At 67.8% G+C, this 25,148-nt stretch carries 24 protein-coding genes; 7 read left to right on the top strand and 17 right to left on the bottom strand.

The features are described 5' to 3' along the window. Nucleotides 1-65: 65 nt before the first annotated feature. The 9 genes from gmk to pyrR form a co-directional block, all read right to left on the bottom strand. Complete coding sequence (gmk, locus tag ACGFNJ_RS26200) at nucleotides 66-650, bottom strand: guanylate kinase (RefSeq protein ID WP_393453325.1); 585 nt, start codon at nucleotides 648-650, stop codon at nucleotides 66-68. Between the two features lie 8 nt (nucleotides 651-658). Further along, nucleotides 659-979, bottom strand: a complete 321-nt coding sequence (mihF, locus tag ACGFNJ_RS26195) for an integration host factor, actinobacterial type (RefSeq protein ID WP_014986450.1) — start codon at nucleotides 977-979, stop codon at nucleotides 659-661. A 604-nt stretch (nucleotides 980-1,583) separates the two neighbouring features. Continuing rightward, entirely contained in the window at nucleotides 1,584-2,408 is an 825-nt protein-coding gene (gene pyrF, locus ACGFNJ_RS26190) for an orotidine-5'-phosphate decarboxylase (protein ID WP_393453322.1), read from the bottom strand. A gap of 28 nt (nucleotides 2,409-2,436) precedes the next feature. After that, the gene (gene carB / locus ACGFNJ_RS26185) at nucleotides 2,437-5,787 is read right to left on the bottom strand and encodes a carbamoyl-phosphate synthase large subunit (protein ID WP_393453319.1); all 3,351 of its coding nucleotides are present in this window, start codon (nucleotides 5,785-5,787) and stop codon (nucleotides 2,437-2,439) included. Beyond that, nucleotides 5,787-6,905 carry a glutamine-hydrolyzing carbamoyl-phosphate synthase small subunit gene (gene carA / locus ACGFNJ_RS26180; protein ID WP_393453316.1) on the bottom strand — a complete coding sequence of 373 codons (1,119 nt, stop codon included), beginning with the start codon at nucleotides 6,903-6,905 and terminating at the stop codon, nucleotides 5,787-5,789. Before carA ends, carB begins: the two co-directional genes overlap by 1 nt. After that, nucleotides 6,902-7,420 carry a transporter gene (locus ACGFNJ_RS26175; RefSeq protein ID WP_393453313.1) on the bottom strand — a complete coding sequence of 173 codons (519 nt, stop codon included), beginning with the start codon at nucleotides 7,418-7,420 and terminating at the stop codon, nucleotides 6,902-6,904. Before ACGFNJ_RS26175 ends, carA begins: the two co-directional genes overlap by 4 nt. Then, nucleotides 7,421-8,728, bottom strand: a complete 1,308-nt coding sequence (locus tag ACGFNJ_RS26170; RefSeq protein ID WP_393453310.1) for a dihydroorotase — start codon at nucleotides 8,726-8,728, stop codon at nucleotides 7,421-7,423. It lies immediately after the preceding gene. Then, a complete protein-coding gene (locus ACGFNJ_RS26165) occupies nucleotides 8,725-9,681 on the bottom strand; it encodes an aspartate carbamoyltransferase catalytic subunit (RefSeq protein ID WP_393453307.1) in 957 nt (318 codons plus the stop codon). The genes ACGFNJ_RS26170 and ACGFNJ_RS26165 overlap by 4 nt, the downstream gene beginning before the upstream one ends. Beyond that, complete coding sequence (gene pyrR / locus ACGFNJ_RS26160; RefSeq protein WP_069166433.1) at nucleotides 9,678-10,313, bottom strand: bifunctional pyr operon transcriptional regulator/uracil phosphoribosyltransferase PyrR; 636 nt, start codon at nucleotides 10,311-10,313, stop codon at nucleotides 9,678-9,680. The genes ACGFNJ_RS26165 and pyrR overlap by 4 nt, the downstream gene beginning before the upstream one ends. Before the next feature lie 235 nt (nucleotides 10,314-10,548). Between pyrR and ACGFNJ_RS26155 the strand changes: the two genes are divergently transcribed. After that, nucleotides 10,549-11,175 (top strand): alpha-ketoglutarate-dependent dioxygenase AlkB, encoded by a 627-nt coding sequence (locus ACGFNJ_RS26155; RefSeq protein ID WP_393453303.1) that lies wholly within the window; start codon nucleotides 10,549-10,551, stop codon nucleotides 11,173-11,175. A gap of 139 nt (nucleotides 11,176-11,314) precedes the next feature. Continuing rightward, entirely contained in the window at nucleotides 11,315-11,764 is a 450-nt protein-coding gene (locus ACGFNJ_RS26150) for an SgcJ/EcaC family oxidoreductase (RefSeq protein ID WP_393453300.1), read from the top strand. A 230-nt stretch (nucleotides 11,765-11,994) separates the two neighbouring features. Here the strand turns inward: ACGFNJ_RS26150 and ACGFNJ_RS26145 are convergent, their stop codons facing one another. Then, nucleotides 11,995-12,834 (bottom strand): hypothetical protein, encoded by an 840-nt coding sequence (locus ACGFNJ_RS26145; RefSeq protein WP_393453297.1) that lies wholly within the window; start codon nucleotides 12,832-12,834, stop codon nucleotides 11,995-11,997. Nucleotides 12,835-12,978: 144 nt separating this feature from the next. Between ACGFNJ_RS26145 and ACGFNJ_RS26140 the strand changes: the two genes are divergently transcribed. Then, on the top strand, nucleotides 12,979-13,692 hold the full coding sequence (locus ACGFNJ_RS26140; RefSeq protein ID WP_393453294.1) for an HD domain-containing protein: 714 nt from the start codon (nucleotides 12,979-12,981) through the stop codon (nucleotides 13,690-13,692). Nucleotides 13,693-13,698: 6 nt separating this feature from the next. Here ACGFNJ_RS26140 and ACGFNJ_RS26135 read toward each other — a convergent pair whose 3' ends face one another. Further along, nucleotides 13,699-14,193, bottom strand: a complete 495-nt coding sequence (locus ACGFNJ_RS26135) for an HIT family protein (protein WP_393453292.1) — start codon at nucleotides 14,191-14,193, stop codon at nucleotides 13,699-13,701. Between the two features lie 60 nt (nucleotides 14,194-14,253). Further along, on the bottom strand, nucleotides 14,254-14,829 hold the full coding sequence (locus ACGFNJ_RS26130) for a TetR/AcrR family transcriptional regulator (protein ID WP_393453289.1): 576 nt from the start codon (nucleotides 14,827-14,829) through the stop codon (nucleotides 14,254-14,256). Nucleotides 14,830-14,914: 85 nt separating this feature from the next. On the opposite strand from ACGFNJ_RS26130, the gene ACGFNJ_RS26125 reads away from it, so the two are divergent. Continuing rightward, entirely contained in the window at nucleotides 14,915-15,895 is a 981-nt protein-coding gene (locus ACGFNJ_RS26125; RefSeq protein WP_393453286.1) for a zinc-binding alcohol dehydrogenase family protein, read from the top strand. Between the two features lie 96 nt (nucleotides 15,896-15,991). Here ACGFNJ_RS26125 and ACGFNJ_RS26120 read toward each other — a convergent pair whose 3' ends face one another. Next, complete coding sequence (locus tag ACGFNJ_RS26120) at nucleotides 15,992-17,029, bottom strand: NAD(P)/FAD-dependent oxidoreductase (RefSeq protein ID WP_393453283.1); 1,038 nt, start codon at nucleotides 17,027-17,029, stop codon at nucleotides 15,992-15,994. A gap of 362 nt (nucleotides 17,030-17,391) precedes the next feature. Here ACGFNJ_RS26120 and ACGFNJ_RS26115 point away from each other — a divergent pair, with 362 nt between their 5' ends. Beyond that, nucleotides 17,392-19,035 (top strand): FAD-dependent oxidoreductase, encoded by a 1,644-nt coding sequence (locus ACGFNJ_RS26115; RefSeq protein WP_393453280.1) that lies wholly within the window; start codon nucleotides 17,392-17,394, stop codon nucleotides 19,033-19,035. 47 nt (nucleotides 19,036-19,082) lie between these two features. On the opposite strand, the gene ACGFNJ_RS26110 is transcribed toward ACGFNJ_RS26115, so the two are convergent. Both ACGFNJ_RS26110 and ACGFNJ_RS26105 read right to left on the bottom strand, forming a co-directional pair. Further along, a complete protein-coding gene (locus tag ACGFNJ_RS26110; protein ID WP_393453277.1) occupies nucleotides 19,083-19,925 on the bottom strand; it encodes an alpha/beta fold hydrolase in 843 nt (280 codons plus the stop codon). 34 nt (nucleotides 19,926-19,959) lie between these two features. Beyond that, a complete protein-coding gene (locus ACGFNJ_RS26105) occupies nucleotides 19,960-20,775 on the bottom strand; it encodes an oxidoreductase (protein ID WP_393453274.1) in 816 nt (271 codons plus the stop codon). A gap of 138 nt (nucleotides 20,776-20,913) precedes the next feature. Between ACGFNJ_RS26105 and ACGFNJ_RS26100 the strand changes: the two genes are divergently transcribed. Further along, nucleotides 20,914-21,537: a TetR/AcrR family transcriptional regulator gene (locus ACGFNJ_RS26100; RefSeq protein ID WP_393453271.1), complete on the top strand. Its 624-nt coding sequence runs from the start codon at nucleotides 20,914-20,916 to the stop codon at nucleotides 21,535-21,537. Nucleotides 21,538-22,350: 813 nt separating this feature from the next. Next, the gene (locus ACGFNJ_RS26095) at nucleotides 22,351-22,929 is read left to right on the top strand and encodes a serpin family protein (protein ID WP_393453268.1); all 579 of its coding nucleotides are present in this window, start codon (nucleotides 22,351-22,353) and stop codon (nucleotides 22,927-22,929) included. A gap of 392 nt (nucleotides 22,930-23,321) precedes the next feature. Here ACGFNJ_RS26095 and ACGFNJ_RS26090 read toward each other — a convergent pair whose 3' ends face one another. Further along, entirely contained in the window at nucleotides 23,322-24,557 is a 1,236-nt protein-coding gene (locus tag ACGFNJ_RS26090; protein ID WP_393453265.1) for an FAD-dependent oxidoreductase, read from the bottom strand. A 38-nt stretch (nucleotides 24,558-24,595) separates the two neighbouring features. Next, the gene (locus tag ACGFNJ_RS26085) at nucleotides 24,596-25,147 is read right to left on the bottom strand and encodes a DUF4334 domain-containing protein (RefSeq protein WP_393453262.1); all 552 of its coding nucleotides are present in this window, start codon (nucleotides 25,145-25,147) and stop codon (nucleotides 24,596-24,598) included. Nucleotide 25,148 lies beyond the last annotated feature (1 nt).

Genomic DNA, 25,148 nt, shown 5'->3' with positions numbered 1-25,148 from the left:
GGCCGACGACGAAGCCGGCGGGGCGGGTTGGGCTCAGCGGGTGGCCGACAAAAAGCCGACAGGGGTCACGAACTGGAATTCGTGCTAACGAACAACGATACCAACTGCTCACAGGCGCTGGTCACCTCGTCGTTCACGATGACGATGTCGAACTCGTCACACGCCGCCAATTCGGTCCTGGCGGTTTCCAACCTACGCTCGATCACTTCCGGCGATTCCGTGCCGCGCGAGGTCAGCCTGGCCACCAATTCGTCCCAGCTCGGCGGGGCGAGGAAGGCGAGGATCGCCTCGGGGATGGCCTTGCGCACCGACCGTGCGCCTTCTAGGTCTACTTCGACCAGCACCGGTAGGCCCGCCGCGAGGGCGGCCCGTACCGGCTCGGCCGGGGTGCCCGAACGTTGCAAGCCACCGTGGATGTCTGCCCATTCGAGCAGCTCGTTCGTTTCGATCATGGTGTCGAACTCGGCTCTGGAGACGAACCGATAATCGACACCATCGATCTCACCGGGCCGCGGGGCCCGGGTGGTTGCCGACACACTGAAGATCAGGTGGGGCAGTCGCTCGCGGACGCAACGGACCACGGTGGACTTGCCAACGGCCGAGGGGCCGACCAGTACAACCAGTCGACCCTTCCGCGTGTGTTCGACCACCCTCGTTATCAGGCGTCGAAGTCGAACCGGGCGAGCAGCGCCTTGCGCTGCCGATCGCCGAGTCCGCGCAGACGCCGGGTGGGGGCGATCTCCAGTTCACTCATGATTTCCGCCGCCTTGACCTTGCCCACCTTCGGCAGGGCTTCCAGCAGCGCGGACACCTTCATCTTGCCGAGAATCTCATCGGACTCGGCATCGGTGAGGACCTGCTTAAGGTTGGTGCCGCCTCGCTTCAGGCGCTCCTTGAGCTCCGCCCGAGCGCGGCGAGCGGCAGCCGCCTTCTCCAAAGCAGCGGCGCGCTGCTCGTCAGTCAGCTGGGGAAGGGCCACGGTTCCTCCGTCTCATCGTTCATTGCATCAACTCCTGCCGGTAACCCGGCAGTCTCAGCGACCGTACCCACGACGTCCCACGATTGCGAACCCACCCCCCAGGTCAGCGCATGATTCCGGATGCCGTAGACGCGAGAGCGGCGCTATCCGCACCGCTCGTCTGTCGCTGCGCAGATCGTACCGCCGAAATCGCGAAATGCCCCCTCAGCAGGGAGTTTTCAGTAAGCACACAGGTTTGCGGGAGGGTTGCGGTGACGTGACATCTGTTGCCAGCAAACCGGCGACGGCCCGACCAGGAACTTTCTCGGAATTTCCCGCGTGTCGCGGTGTTCTTCCGCGTGTCGTGCGTCACAGACACATCGAACGGTCGGCGCGGGCCACATTGGGTGCCGATTCGATACCGATTCGGTGGCGAGGAGATTGCCCCTCTGCGTGCATCCTGGCCCCACCGGCCGACGAGTGCACCACCGGGGCGGAAAATGGGCGCAGCAGGGCGCACAGGGCCCGCTACGGGCCATATGCATGCGTGCACATGACAGCACGCGGGACGAAACCGGCCGGAGACCGGCGCGTGTGCGCTGGTCTCCGGCCGGTTCACCACGATTTATCGCTGCAGGAAGCCGAATTCGTCCTGCAGCGCGCTCACTCGTGCGCGCAGCGCCGTGACGTCGGGTCCGTCACGGAGGACCTCCCGCGAGACATTCGGCACAACGGCCGCCAACATCGCCGCGGGGACCAGGTCACGGATGGTTTCCGGGCCGCCGCCCTGCGCACCGACACCCGGCATCAGGATCGGTCCGTTGAGCTCGGACAGGTCAGGCGCCTCGGTCAGGGTCGCGCCGACCACGACGCCGATCGAGCCGAACTCGGTGCCCGCGTTGCGCGCGGCAGCCGCGTCGACCATCGTCTGGGCGATGCTGCGGCCGTCCCCGGTGATGACCCGTTGCAGTTGCGCCCCTTCGGGATTCGAGGTGGCGGCGAGCACGAACACACCGCGCCGATTCGCCGCGGCCAGATCCAAAGCCGGTGCCAGCGAATCGAATCCGAGGTAAGGCGACGCGGTCAGCGCATCCGAGCCGAGCGGCCCGTCGGCCAGCCACGCGTTGGCGTAGGCGTCCATGGTCGAGCCGATATCGCCGCGCTTGGCATCGGCGAGCACCAGCGTGCCCGAACCACGCAAGACCTCGATGGTGCGCTCCAGCACCGCGATTCCGGCCGAGCCGTAGGTCTCGAAGAACGCGACCTGCGGCTTCACCATCGCGACACGGCCGTCGAACGCCTCGACGCAGATCTCCGCGAACTTCTCCAGTCCGTCCGCGTCCGCGCCGAGGCCCCACGACTCCAGCAGCGCCGGATGCGGGTCGATGCCGACGCACACGGGGCCGAAATGCGCCATGGCGTGCTGCAATCGAGCGCCGAAGGTCTTCATCGTGCCCGCTCCGTTCGCTCCGTTGTCGTCACCCACGCAGCACCGAGTGCAGTTCCTGCAGGGACCGCACCCCGATGCCGCCGTTGATACCGGCCTCGATGCCCTGCACCGCGGCGGCCGCACCCTGCACCGTGGTGATGCACGGGATGTTGGCGCCGACCGCGGCACTGCGGATCTCGTAGCCGTCCACGCGCGGACCCGAATTGCCGTACGGGGTGTTGAACACCATGTCGACCTCGCCGTCGCGGATCTGCTCGACGATCGTCGGCTGCGGCGCGCGGTCCGGCCCGTCCAGCGTTTCGGGCTCGGAATGCTTGCGCACCCGCTCGCACGGAATGCCGTTGCGGCGCAGCATCTCCGCCGTTCCTTCGGTAGCCAGGATGCGGAAACCCAGGTCGTGCAGGCGTTTCACCGGGAAGACCATGGCGCGCTTGTCCCGGTTGGCGATCGAGACGAACACGGTGCCCTCGGTGGGCAGCGAGCCGTAGGCGGCGGTCTGGCTCTTGGCGAAGGCGGTGCCGAAGTCGGCGTCGATGCCCATCACCTCGCCGGTGGACTTCATCTCCGGGGAGAGCAGCGAATCCACGCCGGTGCCATCGGCCTTGCGGAACCGATGGAACGGGAGCACGGCCTCCTTCACCGCGACCGGGGCGTCGAGCGGGACGTGCCCGCCGTCGCCCTCAGCGGGCAGCATGCCTTCCTTGCGCAGGTCGGCGATGCTGGCGCCGAGCATGATCCGCGCGGCGGCCTTGGCCAGCGGCACCGCGGTGGCCTTGGACACGAACGGAACCGTCCGGCTGGCACGCGGATTCGCCTCGAGCACGTAGAGCACGTCGTCCTTGAGCGCGTACTGCACGTTGAGCAGGCCCTTCACCCCGATGCCCTTGGCCAGCGCGACGGTCGAGCGCCGCACGGCCTCGATATCGCTGCGGCCCAGGGTGATCGGCGGCAAGGCGCAGGCGGAGTCGCCGGAGTGGATGCCCGCCTCTTCGATGTGTTCCATCACACCGCCGAGGTAGACCTCCTCGCCGTCGCAGAGCGCGTCGACGTCGATCTCGATGGCGTCTTCCAGGAACCGGTCGACCAGCACCGGATGCTCGGGGCTGAGCTCGGTGGCCCGAGAGATGTAGCCCTCCAGGGAGTTCTCGTCGTAGACGATCTCCATGCCGCGCCCGCCGAGCACGTAGGACGGGCGGACGAGCACCGGGTAGCCGATGGTCGCGGCGATCTTCTTGGCCTGCGCGAAGGTGGTCGCGGTGCCGTACTTCGGCGCGGGCAGTCCGGCCGCGACCAGCACGTCACCGAATTCGCCTCGGTCCTCGGCCAAGTCGATCGCGGCGGCGCTGGTGCCGACCACGGGGACACCGGCGTCGGTGAGCCGCTGCGCCAGGCCGAGCGGTGTCTGCCCGCCGAGCTGCACGATGACGCCGATGACGCGCCCCGACTCGCTTTCCGCGTGGTAGACCTCGAGCACGTCCTCGAAGGTGAGCGGCTCGAAGTAGAGCCGGTCGGCGGTGTCGTAGTCGGTGGAGACGGTCTCCGGGTTGCAGTTGACCATCACCGTCTCGTAGCCGGCCTGCGAAAGGGTCTGCGCCGCATGGACACACGAGTAGTCGAACTCGATGCCCTGGCCGATCCGGTTCGGGCCGGAGCCGAGGATGATCACCTTGTCGCGTTCACGCTGCGGGGCGACCTCGGATTCCGCGGCCGGATCGAGCTCGTAAGCCGAGTAGTGGTACGGGGTCTTGGCCTCGAACTCGGCGGCGCAGGTGTCGACCGTCTTGAAGACCGGCCGCACGCCGAGCCGATGGCGCAGGGACCGAACACCGGTCTCCCCCGCCAACTCCGGGCGAAGCGCGGCGATCTGCCCGTCGGACAGTCCGTAGTGCTTGGCGTGGCGCAGCAGCTGCTCGTCGAGCACCGGCGCGTCCAAGATCTCCCCGCGCAGCTCGACCAGCCCGGCGACCTCGGCGACGAACCACGGGTCGATACCCGAAGCGAGCGCGACCTCTTCGATGCTGCCGCCCAAGCGCAGGGCACGCTCGACCTGGTAGATGCGTCCCTCGGTGGGCGTGCGCAGGTCGGTGAGGATGGCCTCGATCGCGCCGCGCACGTCGCCGTCGACCGGCGCCCACTTGCCGTCGGGCTGCGTCCAGAAGCCTGCGGCCTTCGTCTCCAGCGAGCGCAGCACCTTGCCGAGCGCCTCGGAGAAGTTGCGGCCCAACGACATTGCCTCGCCCACCGACTTCATGGTGGTGGTCAACGTCGCATCGGCGCCTGGGAACTTCTCGAAGGCGAACCGCGGCGCCTTGACGACCACGTAGTCCAGCGTCGGCTCGAAGCAGGCCGGGGTTTCCTTGGTGATGTCGTTGACGATCTCGTCGAGCGTGTAGCCGATGGCCAGCTTCGCGGCGATCTTGGCGATCGGGAAACCCGTTGCCTTGGAAGCCAATGCGGACGAGCGCGAGACGCGCGGGTTCATCTCGATGACGATCAGTCGACCGTCGGCCGGGTTCACCGCGAACTGAATGTTGCAGCCGCCGGTGTCGACGCCGACCTCGCGCAGGATCGCGATGCCGAGATCGCGCAGCTTCTGGTACTCGCGGTCGGTGAGCGTCATGGCGGGCGCGACGGTCATCGAGTCGCCGGTGTGCACGCCCATCGGGTCGACGTTCTCGATCGAGCAGACCACCACGACGTTGTCGCGGCTGTCGCGCATCAGCTCGAGCTCGAATTCCTTCCAGCCAAGGATGGATTCCTCGATGAGCACGTTCGCGGTCGGCGATGCGGCGAGGCCGCCACCGGCGATGCGGTCGAGATCGGCGTCGTTGTAGGCCATGCCGGAACCGAGGCCACCCATGGTGAACGACGGCCGTACCACCACAGGGAAACCCAGCTCGCGGACCGTGTCGCGCACCTCGTCCATCGTGAAACAGACACGGGAGCGGGCACTTTCGCCGCCGACCTTGGCGACGATGTCCTTGAACTTCTGCCGGTCCTCACCACGCTGGATGGCCTCGAAGTCGGCGCCGATCAGCTCGACGTTGTACTTCTCCAGCACCCCGTTCTCGTGCAGCGCGACCGCGGTGTTCAGCGCGGTCTGCCCGCCGAGGGTGGCGAGGATGGCATCGGGGCGTTCCTTGGCGATGACCTTCTCGACGAACTCCGCCGTAATCGGTTCCACGTAGGTGGAATCCGCAAACTCGGGGTCGGTCATGATGGTCGCCGGGTTGGAGTTCACCAGCGAGACCCGCAGGCCCTCGGCCCGCAGCACCCGGCACGCCTGGGTGCCGGAGTAATCGAATTCGCAGGCCTGGCCGATGACGATCGGGCCTGAGCCGATCACCAGGATGTGGTTCAGATCGGTGCGGCGTGGCATCAGGCTCCTTCCATGAGACCGGCGAAACGGTCGAAGAGATAAGCGGCGTCGTGGGGTCCGGCGGCGGCCTCCGGGTGGTACTGCACGGAGAACGCGCGGCCGTCGACCAGGCGCACGCCCTCGACGGTGCCGTCGTTCGCACACACGTGGCTCACTTCGGCCTTGCCGAAGGGGGTGTCGAACCGCTCGCCCTGCTCGCCTTCCAGCGCGAAGCCGTGGTTCTGCGCGGTGATCGAGATCCGGCCGGTCTCGTGCTCGACCACCGGGATGTTGATGCCGCGGTGGCCGAACTTCATCTTGTAGGTCGCGCGGCCGAGCGCACGGCCGAGGATCTGGTTGCCGAAGCAGATGCCGAACAATGGAACTCCGCGCTCGAGCACGCCCTTGGTCAGCGCGACCGCGCCGTCCTGGGTGGCCGGGTCGCCTGGTCCGTTGGACAGGAAGACGCCGTCCGGGTTCAGCTCGAGGATCTGGTCGAGCGAGGCGTTCGACGGCACCACGTGCACCCGCATGCCGCGCTCGGCGAACATGCGCGGGGTGTTGGTCTTGATGCCGAGGTCGACCGCGACCACGGTGAATCGGCGGTCACCGGCCGGCTCGATGGTGTACATCGCGTCGGTGCTCACCTCCTCGGCCAGGTCGGCGCCGAGCATGGACGGCTGGCCGGTGACGCGGGCGAGCAGCGTGTCGGTGTCCGCGAGCGCGGCGCCGGAGAAGATGCCCGCCTTCATCGAACCGCGGGTGCGCAGGTGGCGGACCAGCGCGCGGGTGTCGACGCCCGCGATGCCGACGATGTCCTGACTCTGCATCGCCTCGGGCAGGGTGGTGGTGGCCCGCCAGTTGGAGGCGCGGCGTGCGGGATCGCGCACCACATAGCCCGCGACCCAGATCTTGCCGGACTCGTCGTCCTCGTCGTTCCAGCCGGTGTTGCCGATCTGCGGGGCCGCGGCCACCACGATCTGGCGGTGATAGCTGGGGTCGGTGAGGGTCTCCTGGTACCCGGTCATCGCGGTGCAGAACACCGCCTCGCCGAGCGTCTCGCCCACGGCGCCGTAGGCCGAGCCGCGGAATACCCGGCCGTCCTCCAGCACCAAAGCGGCTTCTTGTCCTTGTGTCATCCCTCGTCGTCTCCCGTCGTCTTCGTCTGGTCCGCGTGCAGGCCCTGCGTCCAAGCCGGGTACACCGTCTTGTCGTCGCCGCGGAACCCGGTATCGATCTCGGTTCCGGTGGGCAGCTTCCAGCGAACTACCAGCACACCATCTTCTGTCATCACTTTGCCCGCATGCCCGCGCTCGGTGCGCACCACCGTGATGGACTCCTGCGGAATCCAGATCACCGTCGCGCCGTCGCGCTCGAGCAGAATTCCTCGTTCGAATCGCGTGAGTTCCGCATTGGCCCGGAAGCCCAAGTCGCCGACCGCGATTCGGTCCTGCCAGCTCGGCGCCATGGTGCTGCCGAGGTACAGGCCGGTGGTCGGCTCCAGCACCTGGGCGCCGAGGTCGGCTGGCACGGTGGGCAGTTCACCGATGCTGGCCTGCTGTCGTTTCGCCCGGTTCTGCCAGCCGCGGTACATCAGCCAGATGCACAGGGCGAACAGCGCGAGCAGTCCGATTACCCACAGCGTTCTTTCCACTTACGGACCTCCGTCGCCACGATGCACTGCTTTGCCCTCGCGGGCGGTTACCCGGCCGCGCAGCAACGTCGTCGTCACTCGGGCCGGGAACGTCATGTCCTCGAACGGTGTGTTGTTCGAGATGCTGGCGAGTTCGCCCGCCCGCACCGTCCAGCTGGTGGCGGGGTCGACCAGCGTCAGGTTCGCGGGCTCGCCGACCTCGATCGGCCTGCCGTGCTCGTCGAGACCGACGATGGCGGCCGGGCGCTCGCTCATCACGGCGGCGACGCCGCGCCAATCCAGCAGGCCCGGTTCGACCATGGTCTGCACGATGATCGACAGCGCCGTCTCCAGGCCGAGCATGCCGGGGCGCGCCGCGGCGAACTCGCAGCACTTGTCCTGCTCGGCGTGCGGGGCGTGGTCGGTGGCGACGCAGTCGATGATGCCGTCGGCCAATGCCTGACGCAGGGCGGCGGCGTCGGAGGCCTCGCGCAGCGGCGGGTTGACCTTGTTGACCGCGTCGTAGGTCTCCAGGCGCGAGTCGTCGAGCAGCAGGTGGTGCGGGGTGACCTCGGCGGTGATCGAAATCCCCTGCGCCTTGGCCCATTTCAGCAGCTCGACGGTGCCGGAGGTGGAGGCGTGGCAAATGTGCACGCGCGCACCGGCATCGCGGGCGAGCAGCGCGTCGCGGGCGACGATGGACTCCTCGGCGGCGCGCGGCCACCCGGCCAGGCCGAGCCGCGCTGCGGTCGGGCCCTCGTGTGCGACAGCGCCGATGGTGAGTCGCGGTTCCTCGGCGTGCTGCGCGATGAGCACGCCGAGGGTGTTCGCGTACTCCAGCGCACGGCGCATGAGCAGCGGATCGTAGACGCAGTGGCCGTCGTCGGAGAACATCCGGACCGCGCCGACACCCGCTGCCATGGTGCCCATTTCGGCGAGTTGCTTGCCTTCGAGACCGACGGTGACGGCACCCACCGGGTAGACGTCGACCAGGCCGACCTCCTGCCCGCGGCGCCACACGTGATCGGTGACGACCACCGAGTCGGCGACCGGGCTGGTGTTCGCCATCGCGAAGACCGCCGTGTACCCACCCAGTGCCGCTGCGGCGGAACCGGATTCGATGGTCTCGGTGTCCTCGCGGCCGGGTTCGCGCAGGTGCGTGTGCAAGTCGACGAAGCCGGGCAGCAGGATCTGGCCTGCGGCGTCGATGACGTCCGCGTCGGCGGCCGCGAGATCGGTGCCGATCTCGCGGATTACGCCGTCGGCGATCAGCACGTCGACCGGATCACCCTCGCCGTAAACACGAGCACCCTTGATGAGTACGGTCATGCCACCGCCTCCTGGGTACCGACCAGCAGCCGGAACAGGACGGCCATGCGCATGTGTACTCCGTTCGTCACCTGTTGCAAGATCGCGGCCTTCCCGGAATCGGCTACCGCGGAGGCGATTTCCATGCCGCGCAGCATCGGGCCCGGATGCAGGACCACCGCGTGCTCGTCCAGCAGCGCCATCCTGCGCTCGGACAGGCCATAGTTGATCGAGTATTCGCGGGCCGAGGGGAAGAAGCCGCCGTTCATTCGCTCGGCCTGCACGCGAAGCATGAGAACCGCGTCGGCGCCGGGCAATTCGGCGTCCAGTGCGTGCGAGACGCGGGCTGGCCAGCTTTCCACCCCGATGGGCAGCAGCGTGCGCGGGGCGACAAGCACCACCTCGGCGCCAAGAGTGGCCAGCAGGAAGACATTCGAGCGGGCGACCCGGCTGTGCAGGATGTCGCCGACGATGACGACCCGCTTGCCTTCGATATCGCCGAGGCGCTGACGCAGGGTCAATGCGTCGAGCAGTGCCTGAGTGGGGTGCTCGTGCGTGCCGTCGCCCGCGTTGATGATGGCGGGGCCGCCGCGGCCGGAGGAGACGGCCCAGGCGTCCATCCAGCGCGCAATCTGGTGTGCCGCACCGGAAGCCGGGTGCCGGACGATCAATGCGTCGGCGCCCGCGGCGTGCAGCGTGAGCGCGGTGTCGCGCAAGGATTCGCCCTTGGAGACCGAGGAGCTGCTGGCGCTGACATTGATCACGTCCGCGCTCATCCACTTGCCCGCGACCTCGAACGACACCCTGGTGCGAGTGGAGTTCTCGTAGAACACCGTCATCACGGTGCGGCCGCGCAGGGTCGGCAGCTTCTTCACGTCGCGGCCGAGTAGTGCTTGCTCGAACCGGTCGGCCTCGTCGAGAAGCTCCGTCGCGGTGGCCCGATCAAGGTCGGTCACCGTCAGCAGATGCCTCACGCTTCAGCCTCCTGTCGCAAGTAGACGCCATCTCGGCCGTCATGTTCGGTGAGCAAGACAGAGATGTCTTCGGAGCGCGAAGTAGGCACGTTCTTGCCGACATAGTCCGCGCGGATGGGCAATTCGCGATGACCGCGGTCGATGAGGACCGCGAGTTGCACCGCGCGCGGGCGGCCGAGATCGCGCAGCCCGTCGAGTGCCGAGCGAACGGTGCGACCGGAGAAGAGGACATCGTCGACCAGCACGACCAGCGCGTCTTCGATGCCGCCCTCCGGGACCGAGGTGCGTTCCAGCGGCCGGTGCGGGCGCGAGCGCAGGTCGTCGCGGTACAGCGTGATGTCGAGCGAGCCGAGGGCCGGGCGGACGCCGGAGAACTCCTCGATCTTGTCCGTCAGTCGCGCGGCCAGCGAGGTGCCCCTGGTCGGGATGCCGACCAGCACGACGCGTGGCGCGTCCCGCTCGCCCGCGTCCAGCGCGGTTTTTTCGATGATCTGATGCGCGATGCGCGCGATGGTCCGACTGACATCGGAAGCCGACAACAGCTCCCGCCCCGCCTCCACCCCCTCGGGGGTGTGTCGCTGCGATGTTTCGGCAGCGCCGGACTTGGCGGCCCGTTCTTCGGGCACGGCCATGCCGACCTCCTTCCCCGCCTCACCGGACGGTCCGTTAAAGGATGTCTTACGGCAAGCAGCCTAACAGCGGCCGCTACCCCACTTTCACCAGGCATATCGCGGTGTGAGCGGCGCCACGGGCGAGCTGTGCGGGGCACCACTCGAGGGGTCCTGGAATGTCGGGATTGTCTGGGCTCGTCCTTCGATCACCGGGTTTTGCTAGCACATATGTTCGATTGACGGTACGCTCGGCGGCATGTCGACACCGCTACAGGGATCGCTGCTCGATGGTTTCGGGGACACCGAATTCGGGCCGCTTCGCGATGCGCGCCGCACAGTGCTCGACCGCGGGGCCTGGGTGGATGTGCTGCCAGGTTGGCTGTCGGGCGCTGATGCGCTGTTCGATCGGCTGGTCGACGATGTGCCGTGGAAGGCCGAGCGGCGGCCGATGTACGACCGTGTCGTCGATGTGCCTCGGCTGCTCAAGTTCTACGAGGAACACGAGCCGTTGCCGGATCCGGTGCTCGCCGACGCGCGACGGGAATTGACCGCGCACTATCGGCGCGAGCTCGGGGAACCGTTCACGACGGCCGGGCTCTGCTACTACCGCGACGGGCAGGACAGCGTGGCCTGGCACGGGGACACCTTCGGCCGCGGGGCGACGCACGACACGATGGTGGCGATCGTATCCGTCGGTGCGCCAAGGGCATTGCTGCTGCGGCCGCGCGGTGGAGGCGAGAGCATTCGATTTCAGGTCGGGCACGGGGATCTGCTCGTGATGGGCGGCTCGTGCCAGCGCACCTGGGAGCATGCGGTGCCGAAGTCCCGCAGGCCGACGGGTCCGCGCATCAGCATTCAGTTCCGCCCTCGCGGTGTGCGCTGACGGGTTGTGAGCTGAGCGATACCGCTTGACCTGAAGCATTGTTCAGGTTGGAAGCTGAAGTCATGAGCGAACGAAGTAAGCGAATCATGTTGCAGCGCGCCCCGCGCATGACGAAACCGAGCGCCAGCGAGGTGCAGTCATGAGCGCTACCACTTCGCAGGCACCCGTCCTTGCCGACACCACCGTCGACCACACCGCGGACATCGCGGCGATCACAGCGATCGTCGGCAACTCCGAAACCGCGTACAACACCAACGATGCCGAGTTGCTGACCGCCGACTTCGCCGCCAACGCCACGGTCGTGAACGCGATGGGAGTGCTGCTGACCGGCCGAGACGAACTCCTCGCCGCGAATCGTGCTGGGCTGGCCGGGTTTCTGAAAGACCTCTACGTACGCTACGAGGTCACCGACATCACCTTCGTGCGCCCCGACGTGGCCATCGCACACAAGGTGGCGCGAGCCACCACCGCCGACGGCACCCTCATCGACATCGATCCGGCGATGATCGCGGTGTACGTCCTGGTCAAGGAGAACGGACGGTGGTGGGCGGCAGCGCGCCAGAACACCCTCGTCCCCAGCGCCGAATGAGCGGCCGTCTCTCGACGGTATAAGGCTCGAAGACGCAGTGCCGCAACGACATCGAGGGGTGCGGCGCTGCGTCGACGAGTTTTCGAACGAGTCCGGTGGTGACGCACAGCGCGGTGCGACACTGGGACGCGTGGTGGCACACAACGTGGTGTGGCACTTGAAATGGGTGGTGACGCCAGTTCGGTGCAGCGGTGGCGCACGGCGCGGTGCGGTACCCCTACGCGAAGGTGTCAGTTCGGGGCGCGGTCGGCCAGACGGCGTAACCTGTTGCGCCGCAACGTAGCCGAGTGGGACCAGATGGCGTCTTCGGCTTCCTCGGTGATCGGGCCGCTGTGCTGCCCGACGATGTCGATGCGGGCGCGGCGGGCGGAGGTCACCATCGTGCGGTACTGGCGGAAAATCTGGATCTCGCCGTTGGTTTCGGGGTAGTCCAGATATTCGTAGCCCATCCCGCGATAGGTTTCGTCGCCCATGCGTGCGATCGTCCTTGCGAGGTCACGCAGTTGGTCGGCAGCGGCGAACACCGTGATCAGCCCGCCGATGCGATCCACCCACAGCCAGCCGGTCGGCTCCGGAAAGTAGTCGGTGTAGCACCCCTCGGCTCCCCTGGCCCGCCATGCCCGCCACTCGTCGACGGCTCCGGCCAACCCGAACGTCTGCCAGCGCACGGTGCCCGCGGAACGGTCGCGGAACGGCAGCCGGCGACGCAGGGCCGCAGCGGCAGCCGAGGTGAACACGGTCAGATCCGACGGCACCACCACGATCGGATCCGACCGTGCCCCGTCGAACGGATTCGTGTCCAGCTGCGCCGGATCGATCACGATCAGCGTGCCTGGTCGCCGCTGATATGCCAGCCCCCAGAGCAGCCGGGCGAGCACCCGCGCACCGCGCCAGTCGGACAGCACATGCCAGGTGTCGTGAAAACGGTTGGTGGCGAAGCGGAAGTCGCTGCCGGGGCGCAGGCTGACGACGGTGTACACCCGTCCGTCGAGCACCATGGTGCGTCGATGCAGTTTCAGCATCGCATCGGTGGCCGAACTCGGTCGCGGCCGTTTCTGTTGCGCGGCCACTCTTCCTCCGTTTCTGCCTCGCGATACCCAAAGCACATCACAGAAGATCAGTGCGTTGCAACGGGTTTTCGCCGCTCGCACGCGGCACCGGGAGTTCACCCGCCGTCTGGACTCGAGGCCAACGACGCCCGTTAGATTGACATCATGAGCAATCCTGGGGCGGGGGTCTTGGCCGTGATGCCGCTGCATACGATCAGCGAGGTCTACGGCGAGTCCGGACTGCGTGAACGACTGTTACTGGAGATCGCCGAACTACCGGACGTCGACCGGCTCACCGCCGCGCTCGATCTGGCCGCCGACCTGCACCGCAACGACCGCTACGGCCGCGAGCCGTACCTCAATCATCTACTGCGCGTGGCGATCCGGATCATCAGCCACTACCAGGTGCGCGACAGCGACCTGGTCGCCGCAGGCCTGCTGCACGACGCTGTCGAAGACCACGCGACCGAGTTGGCCGGCGACCGCCCCGGCGAGGCCACCGCGGCCGCCCTCGCCGAACTGTCCGACCGCTTCGGTGCCCGAGTAGCCGAACTCGTTGCCGCCGTGACCAACCCGGAACCAGATCCCGCCCTCGACCGCCACGTCCAGTACCGCGAGCACGTAGCCGCCAATCTCGACCGCGCCCCGTGGGCCAGAATCATCAAGCTCTCCGACTTCACCGACAACGGCGTTGGCATCCTCTATGCCACCGGCCCCCACATGCACAAATTGGCCGTCAAATACCGCCCCCTCACCCCTATCTACCGCGATCTCGTCACCCGCCCCGACACCCCGCTCTCCGACGAGGTCAAGCAATACATCCTCGACCAACTCGACAGCGCCGACGAACGTTTCGCCGCCATCCTCGCCCGCGACTGACCGCTCTCACGAATCCGCAAACGCTGCACGCAATTGCCCCGCCAGCCGGATGGCATCCTCCAACGTCCACGGCAGCACACCGTTTTCGGACATGAGTGCATGGAATTGCTGCTCACGGTAGGGAACACCCGGTGGCAGCGGCGCGACATGCCAATGCAGGTGCGAATTGCCTTGCTGGCTGCCCAGACTCATCACGTACATCCGCTCGGTCGGCAGCACGGTCTCGACCGCCCGCGCGACCTTGTAGACCATGCGCATCAGGCGCTGGTACGCCTCGTCATCCAGATCGCGCACCACGTGTTCGCGATGCCGCTTGGGCGCCACGAGTGCGTGCCCGATCAGCGTCGGATACCGAACCAGGAACGCGATGTGCTCGTCGTCCTCGGCGATGATCTGTTCCAGATCGGAGTCGTGCGTACCGGCGACGATGGCACAGACGAAGCAGGGGCTCGTGTGTACCCGGCGCTCGTATTCGTCGATATCGAACGGAATTCGTTGCATACCAACCATTCTGACGGGCCGCCAGTGATCGGCAGCGTCAGTGCAGGCCGGAGGCGGTGCTCACGGTGCGCGGAGCACGGATTCGACCAGTTCGCGGATGGCGTCGAGGAGTCGAGCGGTTTCCCCGGAGCGGACCATCGCCGAAACCATTTCACCGCCGAGCGGGGCGAGCAGGAGGCGGCCGACCACTTCGGCGTCGAGGTCCGGCCGGGCTTCGCGCAGCAATGTGGTGATGTGGTTGTCCCAGAACGCATGGAACTCGCCTGTCCGAGGATGCGGCGGCTCGGTGCGGTAGGCGACCATCAGCTCCGAGTTCTCGATGACCAGGCGCGTCATCGCATCGAAGTAGGCGAGCAGGCGGTCGCCGGCAGGCGCGCCAGGGCCAAGCGGCGGCGGCCCGTTCGTGATGGCATCCATCAGGGTGACGGCGCTTTCCGCGACCATTTCGTGCAGCAGGCCCGCGCGGTTGCCGAAGCGGTGGAAGATGGTGCCCTTTCCTACTCCGGCGGCCGCGGCAACGCGGTCCATCGTGATCGCCTCGGCGCCGTGTTCGGCGAGCAGCGCGCTGGTCGCGTCGAGGATCGCACGTCGGTTGCGCGCGGCGTCTGCCCGTTCCCTGGGACGCCCGTCGGCCATTGCACCCACTTTCGTTGACAACTTGACCGGCGGTCCATATCGTCGCGAAGGTAAGTGGACCGACAGTCAAGTTATGAGGTTAGTGATGCAGGCAATCGTAATGACGGGGATCGGCGGGCCCGAGGTGCTGGTGGCCGAGGAGGTGCCCGTGCCGCAGGCTGGTCCGGGTGAGGTCGTGATCCGTGCCGAGGCGATCCCGGTCCTGTTCCCGGAGACGAAGCTCCGGTCCGGCGCGTTCCCGCTCGGCGTCGAGCCCCCACTGGTCTTCGGTTTCCAAGCGGCAGGCGTGGTGACCGAAGTGGGTACGGACGTCGACCCGACGCTGCTCGGCAAGCGAGTAACGGTGGCCACCAAGGGTTTCGGCGCATACGCCGAATTCGTCAGCGCACCAGCCACTTCCACGACCCTGATCCCGGACAGCCTGTCCTCGGCCGACGCGGCAGCGATACTGATGAGCGGATCGGTGGCACTCCCCCTGCTGGAGACGGCCCGACTCACCGGCACCGAAACCGTGCTCGTCGAGGCCGCCGCGACCGGCATCGGCAGCATCCTCACCCAACTCGCCAAGGAATACGGCGCGGCCCGCGTGATCGCCACGGCCGGCGGCACCGCGAAAGCCGAACAGGCACGCAAGCTCGGCGCCGACGAAGTGATCGACCACAACGACCCTGAATGGCCCGCCCGCCTCCGCGAAACCCTCAGCGACACCACCCTCGACGTGGTCTTCGACTCGATCGGCGGCCCCACCGCCCTCGACATCCTGGACCTCACCACCCCGCTCACCGGCCGCATGCTCAGCTACGGCTGGCTCTCCGGCGCCCCCGCCCAACTCTCCGCCACCGACCTGATCACGCGCGGCCGCACCCTGATCGGCTGCGCGGGCCCCGACTGGCTGGCCCGAGTAGCCAACGCCCACACCGCAACCCTGCAACGCGCCGCCAAAGGCGACCTCGCCCCACTGGTAGAAGCCGTCCTCCCCCTCAACCAAGCCGCCCACGCCCACCACCTCCTCGAAACCCGCTCAGTCCTGGGCAAACTCATCCTCCGCCCAAAAAACAGCGCATAGCTGTCCACAAACTACGGCCGCCCCACGAGCCCGCCGACGCATCAATAGGCAGATCCGCACGACCGCCCAACGAGTGGCACATGGCTGCGCGGCGGATCATCCGGTGGCCACTTTCGGGTTTACCTCGGCGATCCCGTGGACGGCGGCGTCGGTGTCCGCGATGGCCAGCATCTTGTTGATGTCGGCGGCGGCCAGTGCGCCGGCTGCTGCGGAGGCCCCGACCTGGGCGACCGGATCGGTGGCGTTGCCGGCCACCCACACACCCGGCACCTCGGTGGTGCCGGCCGTGCCGGAGGCGAAACCGCGGCCCATGTTCGGCAGGTCCTGCACGGGCAGGCCCAGCCCTTCCAGGCCCTGGGTGCGGGCCTGCATCTGCGGGCCGACGGCCAGGACGCGGCGGGCCACGATCTGGCCGTCGGCCAGGCGCACCCCGGCGAGGGCACCGTCTTCGTCGTTGACGACCTCGGTGACCGGGGTGTCGATGACGCGGATGCCGCGGGCGGCGAAGCGGGCGCGGTTGTCGGTGTCCAGGTCGGTGCCGTGGGTGAAGTAGGTCAGGTCCTCGGTCAGCTGACGGAACAGCAACGCGTGACCGATGGAGGCCGGTCCGGTGGCGAGGACACCGATGGGCTCGTCGCGCACTTCCCAGCCGTGGCAGTAGGGGCAGTGCACCACGCTGTGTCCCCAGTGCTCGGCGAGCCCGGGCAGCTGCGGCAGCACATCGGTGAGGCCGGTGGCGATCAGGATGCGGCGGGTGGTGATGCTGCGGCCGTCGGCCAGGGTGACGGTGAACCGCAAGTCCCCGTCCGCCGCAGGGGCAGCGGACTCGGCCGCGACCACTTCGCCGTGGACGACGCGTCCGCCGTACTGGCGCACCTGGCCGCGGCCTTGTCGGAGGATTTCCGATGGTGGGGTGCCGTCGAAGACGATGAAGCCATGCACGGCTTCGGCGGGTGCGTTGCGTGGGGAGCCGCTGTCGATCACGACGACCGAGCGGCGGGAGCGGGCGAGGATCAGGGCACCGTTCAGCCCCGCCGCGCCCCCGCCGATCACCACCGCGTCGACGGTCCCCTCGAGCAGCGCGTCGCTCGCGGAGTCCTCGCCGAAGAGCGGTCGCTGGGTTTCCTGTGTCATGAGTTCAACCTCCAAGCCGCCCTCGCGGCATCGCGGTCCTGCAAGCCCGGACCAAGCCGGTCCGGCGAGCCCAGGGTGGTTGTGTACTGAAATGTCATAAACCTAGACGGTTCTGTACTGAGTTGTCAACTATGGCAGGTCGGCGCTACCTTCTGCGTATGGGGCCGCCCGTATTTCCAGCGCAAAACAACGATTAGGCTGGTCAGGGTCCGGGAAGGGCTCTCGCGTTGATGGTTGGGCACGACCGCGATGGCCGTGGCGAGAGTTGAGCCGGGGAAAGCGGGAGCCTGGGCCGACGCCGGCGAAAACGAGCGGAGGAGAATCGTGGCCGGAGCGATTCGCCCGCCAGATAAGGGAGAAGCATGAGCAGCATCCCCGTGCCGGACGAGCTGACCCACTACTCGTCCCGTCGGCTGGGCGAAGTCGATGAGCTGGCCTGGCCGGCGTTGAGCCAACACGCCCTCGACCTGTTGCGGTCATCCGGTGAGGAACTGCACCCCGCGCCCGGCGAGTTGCTGTGGGACGCCGGTGATCCCACCGACTTGCACCTCGTGCTGACCGGTGGCGTGCTCCTCGTGGACCGCCGGGACGACCGGGTCGTCTTCGTGATCGAGGCCGGTGACTTCGTCGGCGAGCTGGGCATGTTGATGGGGCAACGCGCCGTCTTCCAGGGCGTGGCCATGAAAGACACCGCGATCCTGCGGGTTCGAGTGGAGGAACTGCGCCGGCTGGTGGAGATCTCGGGAGAGCTGAGCGATGTCGTGCTGTCTGCTTTGGATGCCCGGCGGCGCTTCCTGAGCAGGAAGGGCGAGGGCGGTCTGGTACTGGCTGGAGACGACGACCGCGACCTGCACCGCCTCCAGGACTTCGCTGAACGCAACCAGATTCCCTACCGGACGGTGCTGCGTTCGAACCGGTCGGCATGGTCGGAGCTGGCACAGACCTGCGCCTTGCCCGAGACCGGTACGGCCGTTGTCACGGCACAGCGCCGCGTAATGACAGCGCCGACCACGCGTGACCTGGCAACCGCGCTGGGAATCGACCTGTGGGGCATCGCCGACGATTCCCGGTGTGACCTGCTGGTGGTGGGTGCCGGACCGGCGGGGCTGGCCGCTGCTGTGTACGGGGCGTCGGAGGGACTGGACGTGGTCGTCGTCGAGGACGTCGCCATCGGCGGCCAGGCCGGCAGCTCGTCACGGATCGAGAACTACCTCGGCTTCTACCGCGGCGTGTCCGGGGTTGAACTGGCACGGGCGGCGATGCTGCAGGCGGTCAAGTTCGGGACCAGGCTTCTCTCACCCCGCTCAGTCACTGGGCTGTCGGAGGTGCCCGGCGGGTTTCGGGTGCGACTCGACGACGAGCACGACATCCACGCCTCAGCGGTGATCATCGCCAGCGGCGTGCGCTACCGGCGCCTGGACCTGCCTGGCCTGGCCGACATGGAGGGCCGTGGCGTCTACTACGCCGCAAGCCAACTGGAGGCCAACCTGGTCTCCGGGCGGAACGCCGTCGTGGTCGGGGGCGCCAACTCTGCCGGCCAGGCGGCCCTGTTTCTCGCGCGGAACGCCGGCCACGTCCACGTCCTGATCCGCCGCGATGACCTGTGCGACACCATGTCGAACTACCTGGCGCAGCGCCTGACCCACCACGAGCGGATCACCGTGCACCCTCGCTGCGAACTGTCCGCCGTCCATGGCAGCAGCCGGCTCAGCGGGCTGACCTGGCACGACCGCGCCCGCGACCGGGACGTACGACTCGACGCGGCCGCACTGTTCCTGATGATCGGCGCGGACCCCTGCACGACCTGGCTGCACAACATCGGCGTCGACCTCGACGCTAAGGGCTTCGTGTGCACCCACGACAGCTTCGCCACCTCGATACCCGGGCTGTTCGCCGTCGGTGACGTGCGTGCAAACTCTGTCAAGCGGGTGGCATCGGCCGTCGGCGAGGGATCCGTGGTCATCTCCGCAGTCCACGCCTACCTCGCCGGCAGAAGGACGTTCTGACCCGAGCCTTACGACGAGCCGTGGTCGAACAAGGGTCGCGTGATCCGCTACTCGGCCCATGCTGCGATCCGTTCCGCGATCGCCTCGGGGGCTTCGATGTGCAGGAAGTGACCGACGCCGGGGACGACCTCCTGTGTGTGCGGGGCGGCGAACCGATGCCGGTCGTCGGCCTGCGGGGGGAGGAAGCAGCCGTCGTCGGCGCCATGGAGCTGCAGCATGGGCACCGTGATCGGCTGAGATAGGCGGCGCGTAGCCCCGAGCATGCCGGGTCGCAGCATCGCCCGGTAATACTTTATGGGCGCGGGCATGCTCGCCCGCAGGTGCTCGTGCAGCTCCGCCTGGAGAGCTGGATCGAGCGAGAGGCCGGGCGACCACTGACGCCAGAGGCGGTCGATAAGGGCGAGATCGCGGGCGGTGGCCATCAAACCGCTTCCGGGGAGTTGAAAGAGCCCCATGTACCAGCTCCGGCGCAGCTGAGCGAGGCGCGGCTGGCTCAGGAATGTGATGGGGTGGGGGATGGCGAGCGTGACCGCGCGTTCGATCCGCTCCGGCGCGGTGACGCACGCATCGTAGGTGATCAGGGCGCCCCAGTCGTGGCCGATCAACTCCACGGCTCGCCCGGGAGACCAGCGGTCGATCAGCGCGAGCACGTCGCTGGTGAGGGATGCGAAGTCGAACGGCCCCGCGGTCGGGGACGGCGCGTAACCGCGAAGCCAGGGTGCGAGGACGTGACGTCCGCGGCGGCCGAGTTCGGCGAGGAAGGGCTTCGCGGTCGGCGGATGGTCCGGGAAGCCGTGCAAGACGAGCGTCGGTTGACCATCGGGATCACCACCCTGCAGCGCGTGAAAAGTGCCGTGTGGCAGGTCGAAGGTGACGTGTTCGAACTTCATGTGTGCCTCCTCGGGCGCCGCGTGTATCGCGGGGTCAGCGGGCCAGCCGGTTGAGCTTGCGGATTTGTTTGTCGAAGGCGCTCGAGGGCACGATCCGGCGCAGGAGGCTGACGCGTCGGGCCATCGAGCCAGCGGTGTAGCGGAACTTGGGCTTGGAGTCGGTGGCAGCCGCGACGATCACCTTCGCGACAACGGCCGGGTCGTCGGCGTTGCGCACGGCCGTGGCCAGCACGTCTCGGGCGACTTCCCGCTGTGCGGCATAGACCGGCAGGGGCGAGTCGGGTCCCAGACTGCTCGCTTCGAAACTCGTGCTCGTGTAGGCCGGCTCGACCAGCAGCACCCGGACGCCGTGCTCGCGCAGCTCGTGGTCGACGGACTCGGAGTAGCCCTCGACCGCATGCTTGGTGGCGGCGTAGACGGCCATGAAGGGGGCTGGGATCAGACCGAGTACCGAGGAGACGTTGACCACGCGGCCACTGCCCTGGGCGCGCATGTGGGGCAGCACTGCGCTGGTCATCCGCATCGGGCCGAAGACGTTGATGTCGAAGACCTCCTTGGCCTGGGTGATCGAGCTCTCCTCGCCGGCGCCGACCGCGCCCACGCCTGCGTTGTTGACCAGGACGTCGATCCGGCCGAACCGTTCGATCACCTTCTCGACCAGGGAGTGGACAGACTCGTCGCTGGCGACGTCGAGATCGAGAAACGTCACCCCGGCGAGCGGCTCGGCGTTCGCCGCGTTGCGGCTCGTGCCGACCACCGAGAAGCCGGCGTCCACGAGGGCGAGCGCTGCCGCCCGCCCGATCCCGGAGGAGGCGCCCGTCACGAGGGCCACGGGGGAAACTGTCTGCATGGTGGTTCCTTCGGTTGTCGGCATGACTCGTCGTGCCGGGTCCGGTGAGGTCAGGATGGTTATGTACTGAACTGTCATAAACATAAACGGTTCTGTACTGAGTTGTCAACTACGGCAGATTGGAGCTACCGTCGGGGTATGGCCAGACCACGAAGCTTTGACCGCGACCATGTCCTGCATGCCGCCGAGCGGCAGTTCCGCACCACGGGCTACAACGGCACGAGCGTCGACGACCTCAGCGCCGCCACCGGCCTGGGCCGCGGCAGCCTCTATGCCGCGTTCGACGGCAAGCACGGGGTGCTGGTGCAGGCGATGACCGGGTACTTCGCCCGGCTGGCACAGTTTGCGCCGCAGGCGCTTGTCGGGCCGGATGAGGGCGCTCTGGAACGACTGCACGGGTACTTGCTCCGCGCCGTGCATGGGGTGCCGCTTGCCGAGGACGTGCCTCCCGCCCCTGATCGGGCAGCGGCGGCCTGCTTCGCCGCCAAGATGGCCCTGGAGATCGGCGCTTCCGACCCGGAGGTGAAACGCTTGGCCAACGACTGCTTCGCCGCGGTCGCGACGGCGGTGGCCGAGTGTGTACGAGCGGCGCAGCGCAACGGCGACATCGACCCTGACGCGGATCCCGAAGGACTTGCGCACCTTCTGTTGACTGTGATCCGTGGGACGGATGTCGTGGGTGCGTACGGTCACGGTCCCGCTCGCCTGACCTCGATTGCGGAGAGCGCGTTCGCCTTGCTGCCCCGCCCGCGCCACCAGTGAGAAAGGGGCACGGCACGAAGGTTTATGCGCCGCTTGGCGGTCGTCTGGGCGGTTGGCGAGGAACTGCGCCCGCATCCAGTCGAGTTGCTCCACCGCATGCGCGGTGTCGCAGGGCTTGGACTGCACGGTCAGTCGCCGAATGCTTTGCCGCCAGCAGACGGTGGTACTTCGGCCACCACTCCGCCAACACGGACCGCGTTTGCAGGAATTCGTGAGCGTGCGTGGCCACCACGACACGGCCCGGGTCAGCGTCGGCGGCCAGCCGGTTGAGCAGAACCTGCTGGACATCGACGCACAGGTCCACCACATCGACCAACTCGTCCAGGTAAGGCTCACTCATAGCCACGATCTTTATCTCCGCGCGACCAGCGCGGGGCCCGACTTCCGCGGCCGTGCCCAACCACATAGCGAGACCTTCCCGGACCCTGCCCAGCCTAATCGTGGTTCTTACGCTGGAAACTACGGCCGGCCCATGATGGGCCGCTACGACGCGGCCGGTGGCCGCGACTACGAGACCTGGGACCGGATCCTCGACAGGATCGGCCGCTGCGCGACCCGGCTCATGCAGTACTCCGATGACCCGCCTCGCAACCGCGACGTGCGCTCTGAACCCGCCCAGGGTCCGCTGCAGCTACACCGCCTCGACCGCAAGACCGGGATCGCGTGCAGCCGGTGCGGCACCCGCAGTCAGACCACCCTCGACGCAGACTGGACCAGGCTCGTCGAAGGCCGCGTCTTCGATGTCGCCCCGCATCACCATTCGGTCCCGGCCTGTTTCGCCAGACCTCGGACCTCGGTGCTGCCTCGCTCCTGGTGGGATCGGAACCAGTCACCCGCGTCGTTGTCGCGGGCACCGCCGACCTCGACGTCCACCTGCTGCTCGGCACGGACACACCAGGCAGTGTGCTCGGTGCGGGCCTGGCCGCGCTGGCCGGTGCGATTCCGATCCGCGCGGAGTTGCCGCCAGGCACAGATGGACCCGGCCTCACAGTGCGCAGCAATCAGGTCACCACACGCACCGATCTGCTGGTACTCCGGTTGCCTCCCTTCGCTATTCGCTCGAAACACAACCTGCTGGACAACCCGGAACTCATGGGCCTGCGCTCAGCCGCCGACTGCGAACGCGGCCACTTCCCCGCGATCTCCCCCATGCCCCTCTGCATCGCACAGGCCGCGCAAGACGTGCTGGCGCGTTTCACGCCAAAGGGATTCGAGGCCGCCGCAGTCACCGCCTTCGCCATGCGAGGCGGAAGCGCACCCCCACGCCCCCGCCTCGCCACGGCCATCTCCGCCACTTTCGACCGCCCCTTCGGCTTCCTCGCCGTCCACCGCCCCACCGGCTTGGCCGTGGTCGCAGGCTGGATAGTCACACCAGAATCCGCCGCCGACTAACCACCACCGCCGTCTCGGTCGCCTCCGCCTTCGGTGCCTCCACCCCCTCGGGCCGAGGTAACCGAAACGCCACCACCACGGTCGCCGCGCCGCGCGAAACCTGGAGCCCGTTCCGGGCAGCACGCCACGCCCTCGGCTCAATACGTACTGCGCCGCGCGAAGTCTGGGGCGTGTTCCGGCAGGATGCCGCGCGCCACGTCCGGCGCCGCGATGCTGCATCATGTAACGCCAAGTGCCGCACAACCACTCACTCCAGGTTCGGCAACTCGTGGACGGCACGGCGAACATACCTCCGCCACGCGAAACCGGCGGCGCGTACCGGCAGGACGCCGCCCTCTCGATTCAGTACGTACTGAGCCGCGGCGCGTCCCGGCAGCACGCCACGCCTCGGCTCAATACATACTGCGCCGCGCGAAGTCTGGAGCGTGTTCCGGCAGGATGCCGCGCGCCACGAGGAACGGTGGGATGGTGCGTACCACGGGGATTCGGCGGAGGATCCGGACAGGTAGTGGCGCCTGTGGGGAGTTGGCGATGTCGATGGTGCCTTCGAGGGCCGGGCGGATCGCTCTGGCGTGCAGGAAGCGTTGCATCCCTTGGGTTACCGCGGTGGGCAACGCGCGGCGGCGTTGCACGCGCGCCAGGTCGCGGGTGCTGACGGTGCCGGAAAGGAGCGGGGCGGCAAGGATTCTGGCGGCGGCGACCGCGTCTTGGACGGCGAGGTTGATGCCGACGCCCGCGACCGGCGACATGGCGTGGGCGGCGTCGCCGATGCAGAGCATGCCGACGGTGTACCAGGTGGTGAGGCGGTCGAGTTTGACGTCGAGCAGTTTGACCTCGTCCCAGCTGGTGAGGGCGTCGACGCGATCCCGCAACCAGGGCACCGCATCGGCCATGCTGCGCATGATCTCGTCGACGGGTCCGCGCCTGGCGGCCTCGTCGGTGCCTTTGGCGATGAGGGTGGCGCACTGCCAGTAGTCGCCGCGGTCGAGCAGGGCCGCGGCACGGTGTGCGGTGACGATCGGGATGACGCCCGCGGGATCGGTGTCGTTGCGCGGCATACGGAACCACCACACGTCCATCGGCGTCGGCCAACTCCGCGACGGCAGACCGGCGGCGGCGCGCAGCACCGATGAGCGGCCGTCGCAGGCGACGGTGAGGTCGGCGTGGATCTCACCGGTGGCGCCGTCGGCGGTCCGATAGGCAACACCGGCGACCTTGCCCGCCGACCACAGCGGTTCGGTCGCTTCGGTATTCATCCGCAGATGGAAGCTCGGCTCCTTGTCGGCGGCCCGCGCGAGCAGGTCGAGCAGATCCCACTGCGGCACCATGGCGATGTATTTGTGTTTGCCTGGCAGGTCTTTCAGCAACGCAAGCGTCTGCAGCCCCGAGGTGGTCGGCAACGCGATCTGGTCGACCTTGCGCGCGGACAACTTCGCGAATTCCGCGCCGAGCCCGAGCTCGTCGAGCAGGTCGAGGGTGGTGGGATGGACTGTGTCACCACGGAAGTCGCGCAGGAAGTCGTTGTGTTTCTCCAGCACGGTGACGTCGACTCCGGCGCGCGCCAGCAGCAGTCCGAGGATCATCCCGGCTGGGCCGCCGCCGACCACCAGGCAGGTAGTGCGCTCCATCTTCTGTCCTCCTCGTTCGCCCGCCGGCGAGCGGCGGATTACTGATGCAGGAGAAAGAAATACGGCTCTGCCAAGCCGCGCATGTCCATCACGCCGAGCAGTGTGCGCTCGTCGACTCGCCGGAAGTGATCGATGATCGGCAGGTGGTCGTAGATCATCGCGGCACTGCTGACCCCGCGGTATTCCACGTTGCGCAACCGCGCCGTCGGCTTGCTGGTGCGCAGCACGGGACGCAGCAGCGGCAGCAGCCGCTTGCCTGCCTGGATGCCGGCGACCGGCACCTTGCCTGCGAGCCCGAGCGGGACGCGTCGCGGGTCGACCGGGAAGATCTCGCCTGCCCCGGTGGCGAACAGCAACGGATGCACGGTGTCGACGTCGTCGAACTGCTTGCCGTACCACCCCGACGCGACGAGTACGCCCGCGAAGGGATGTCCGGTGTCGACCTCGTCACCCTGCCAGCGTCCGGTGGTGATCTCGTCCGCCAGCACCGCGGGCAGGCTGTCGAACAGCGCCAATGCCTGCTCGGGCGCATAGTGCTCGGTCCGCAGCGCGGTGGGGTCGGCCGAAGCCGACTGCTCCTTCTCGACCATG

Source organism: Nocardia sp. NPDC049149 (assembly GCF_043197455.1).
In the GTDB taxonomy this organism is placed as follows: Bacteria; Actinomycetota; Actinomycetes; order Mycobacteriales; family Mycobacteriaceae; genus Nocardia.
This window is presented reverse-complemented; position numbering and strand designations above follow the sequence as displayed.

Coding starts and splice junctions, on each gene's coding strand:
- pyrF (WP_393453322.1), bottom strand. CDS start 2,408: ATGAAGACCTTCGGCGCTCGATTGCAGCACGCCATGGCGCATTTCGGC.
- carB (WP_393453319.1), bottom strand. CDS start 5,787: ATGCCACGCCGCACCGATCTGAACCACATCCTGGTGATCGGCTCAGGC.
- carA (WP_393453316.1), bottom strand. CDS start 6,905: ATGACACAAGGACAAGAAGCCGCTTTGGTGCTGGAGGACGGCCGGGTA.
- ACGFNJ_RS26170 (WP_393453310.1), bottom strand. CDS start 8,728: ATGACCGTACTCATCAAGGGTGCTCGTGTTTACGGCGAGGGTGATCCG.
- pyrR (WP_069166433.1), bottom strand. CDS start 10,313: ATGGCCGTGCCCGAAGAACGGGCCGCCAAGTCCGGCGCTGCCGAAACA.
- ACGFNJ_RS26155 (WP_393453303.1), top strand. CDS start 10,549: ATGTCGACACCGCTACAGGGATCGCTGCTCGATGGTTTCGGGGACACC.
- ACGFNJ_RS26150 (WP_393453300.1), top strand. CDS start 11,315: ATGAGCGCTACCACTTCGCAGGCACCCGTCCTTGCCGACACCACCGTC.
- ACGFNJ_RS26140 (WP_393453294.1), top strand. CDS start 12,979: ATGAGCAATCCTGGGGCGGGGGTCTTGGCCGTGATGCCGCTGCATACG.
- ACGFNJ_RS26135 (WP_393453292.1), bottom strand. CDS start 14,193: ATGCAACGAATTCCGTTCGATATCGACGAATACGAGCGCCGGGTACAC.
- ACGFNJ_RS26130 (WP_393453289.1), bottom strand. CDS start 14,829: ATGGCCGACGGGCGTCCCAGGGAACGGGCAGACGCCGCGCGCAACCGA.
- ACGFNJ_RS26125 (WP_393453286.1), top strand. CDS start 14,915: ATGCAGGCAATCGTAATGACGGGGATCGGCGGGCCCGAGGTGCTGGTG.
- ACGFNJ_RS26120 (WP_393453283.1), bottom strand. CDS start 17,029: ATGACACAGGAAACCCAGCGACCGCTCTTCGGCGAGGACTCCGCGAGC.
- ACGFNJ_RS26115 (WP_393453280.1), top strand. CDS start 17,392: ATGAGCAGCATCCCCGTGCCGGACGAGCTGACCCACTACTCGTCCCGT.
- ACGFNJ_RS26110 (WP_393453277.1), bottom strand. CDS start 19,925: ATGAAGTTCGAACACGTCACCTTCGACCTGCCACACGGCACTTTTCAC.
- ACGFNJ_RS26105 (WP_393453274.1), bottom strand. CDS start 20,775: ATGCAGACAGTTTCCCCCGTGGCCCTCGTGACGGGCGCCTCCTCCGGG.
- ACGFNJ_RS26100 (WP_393453271.1), top strand. CDS start 20,914: ATGGCCAGACCACGAAGCTTTGACCGCGACCATGTCCTGCATGCCGCC.
- ACGFNJ_RS26090 (WP_393453265.1), bottom strand. CDS start 24,557: ATGGAGCGCACTACCTGCCTGGTGGTCGGCGGCGGCCCAGCCGGGATG.
- ACGFNJ_RS26085 (WP_393453262.1), bottom strand. CDS start 25,147: ATGGTCGAGAAGGAGCAGTCGGCTTCGGCCGACCCCACCGCGCTGCGG.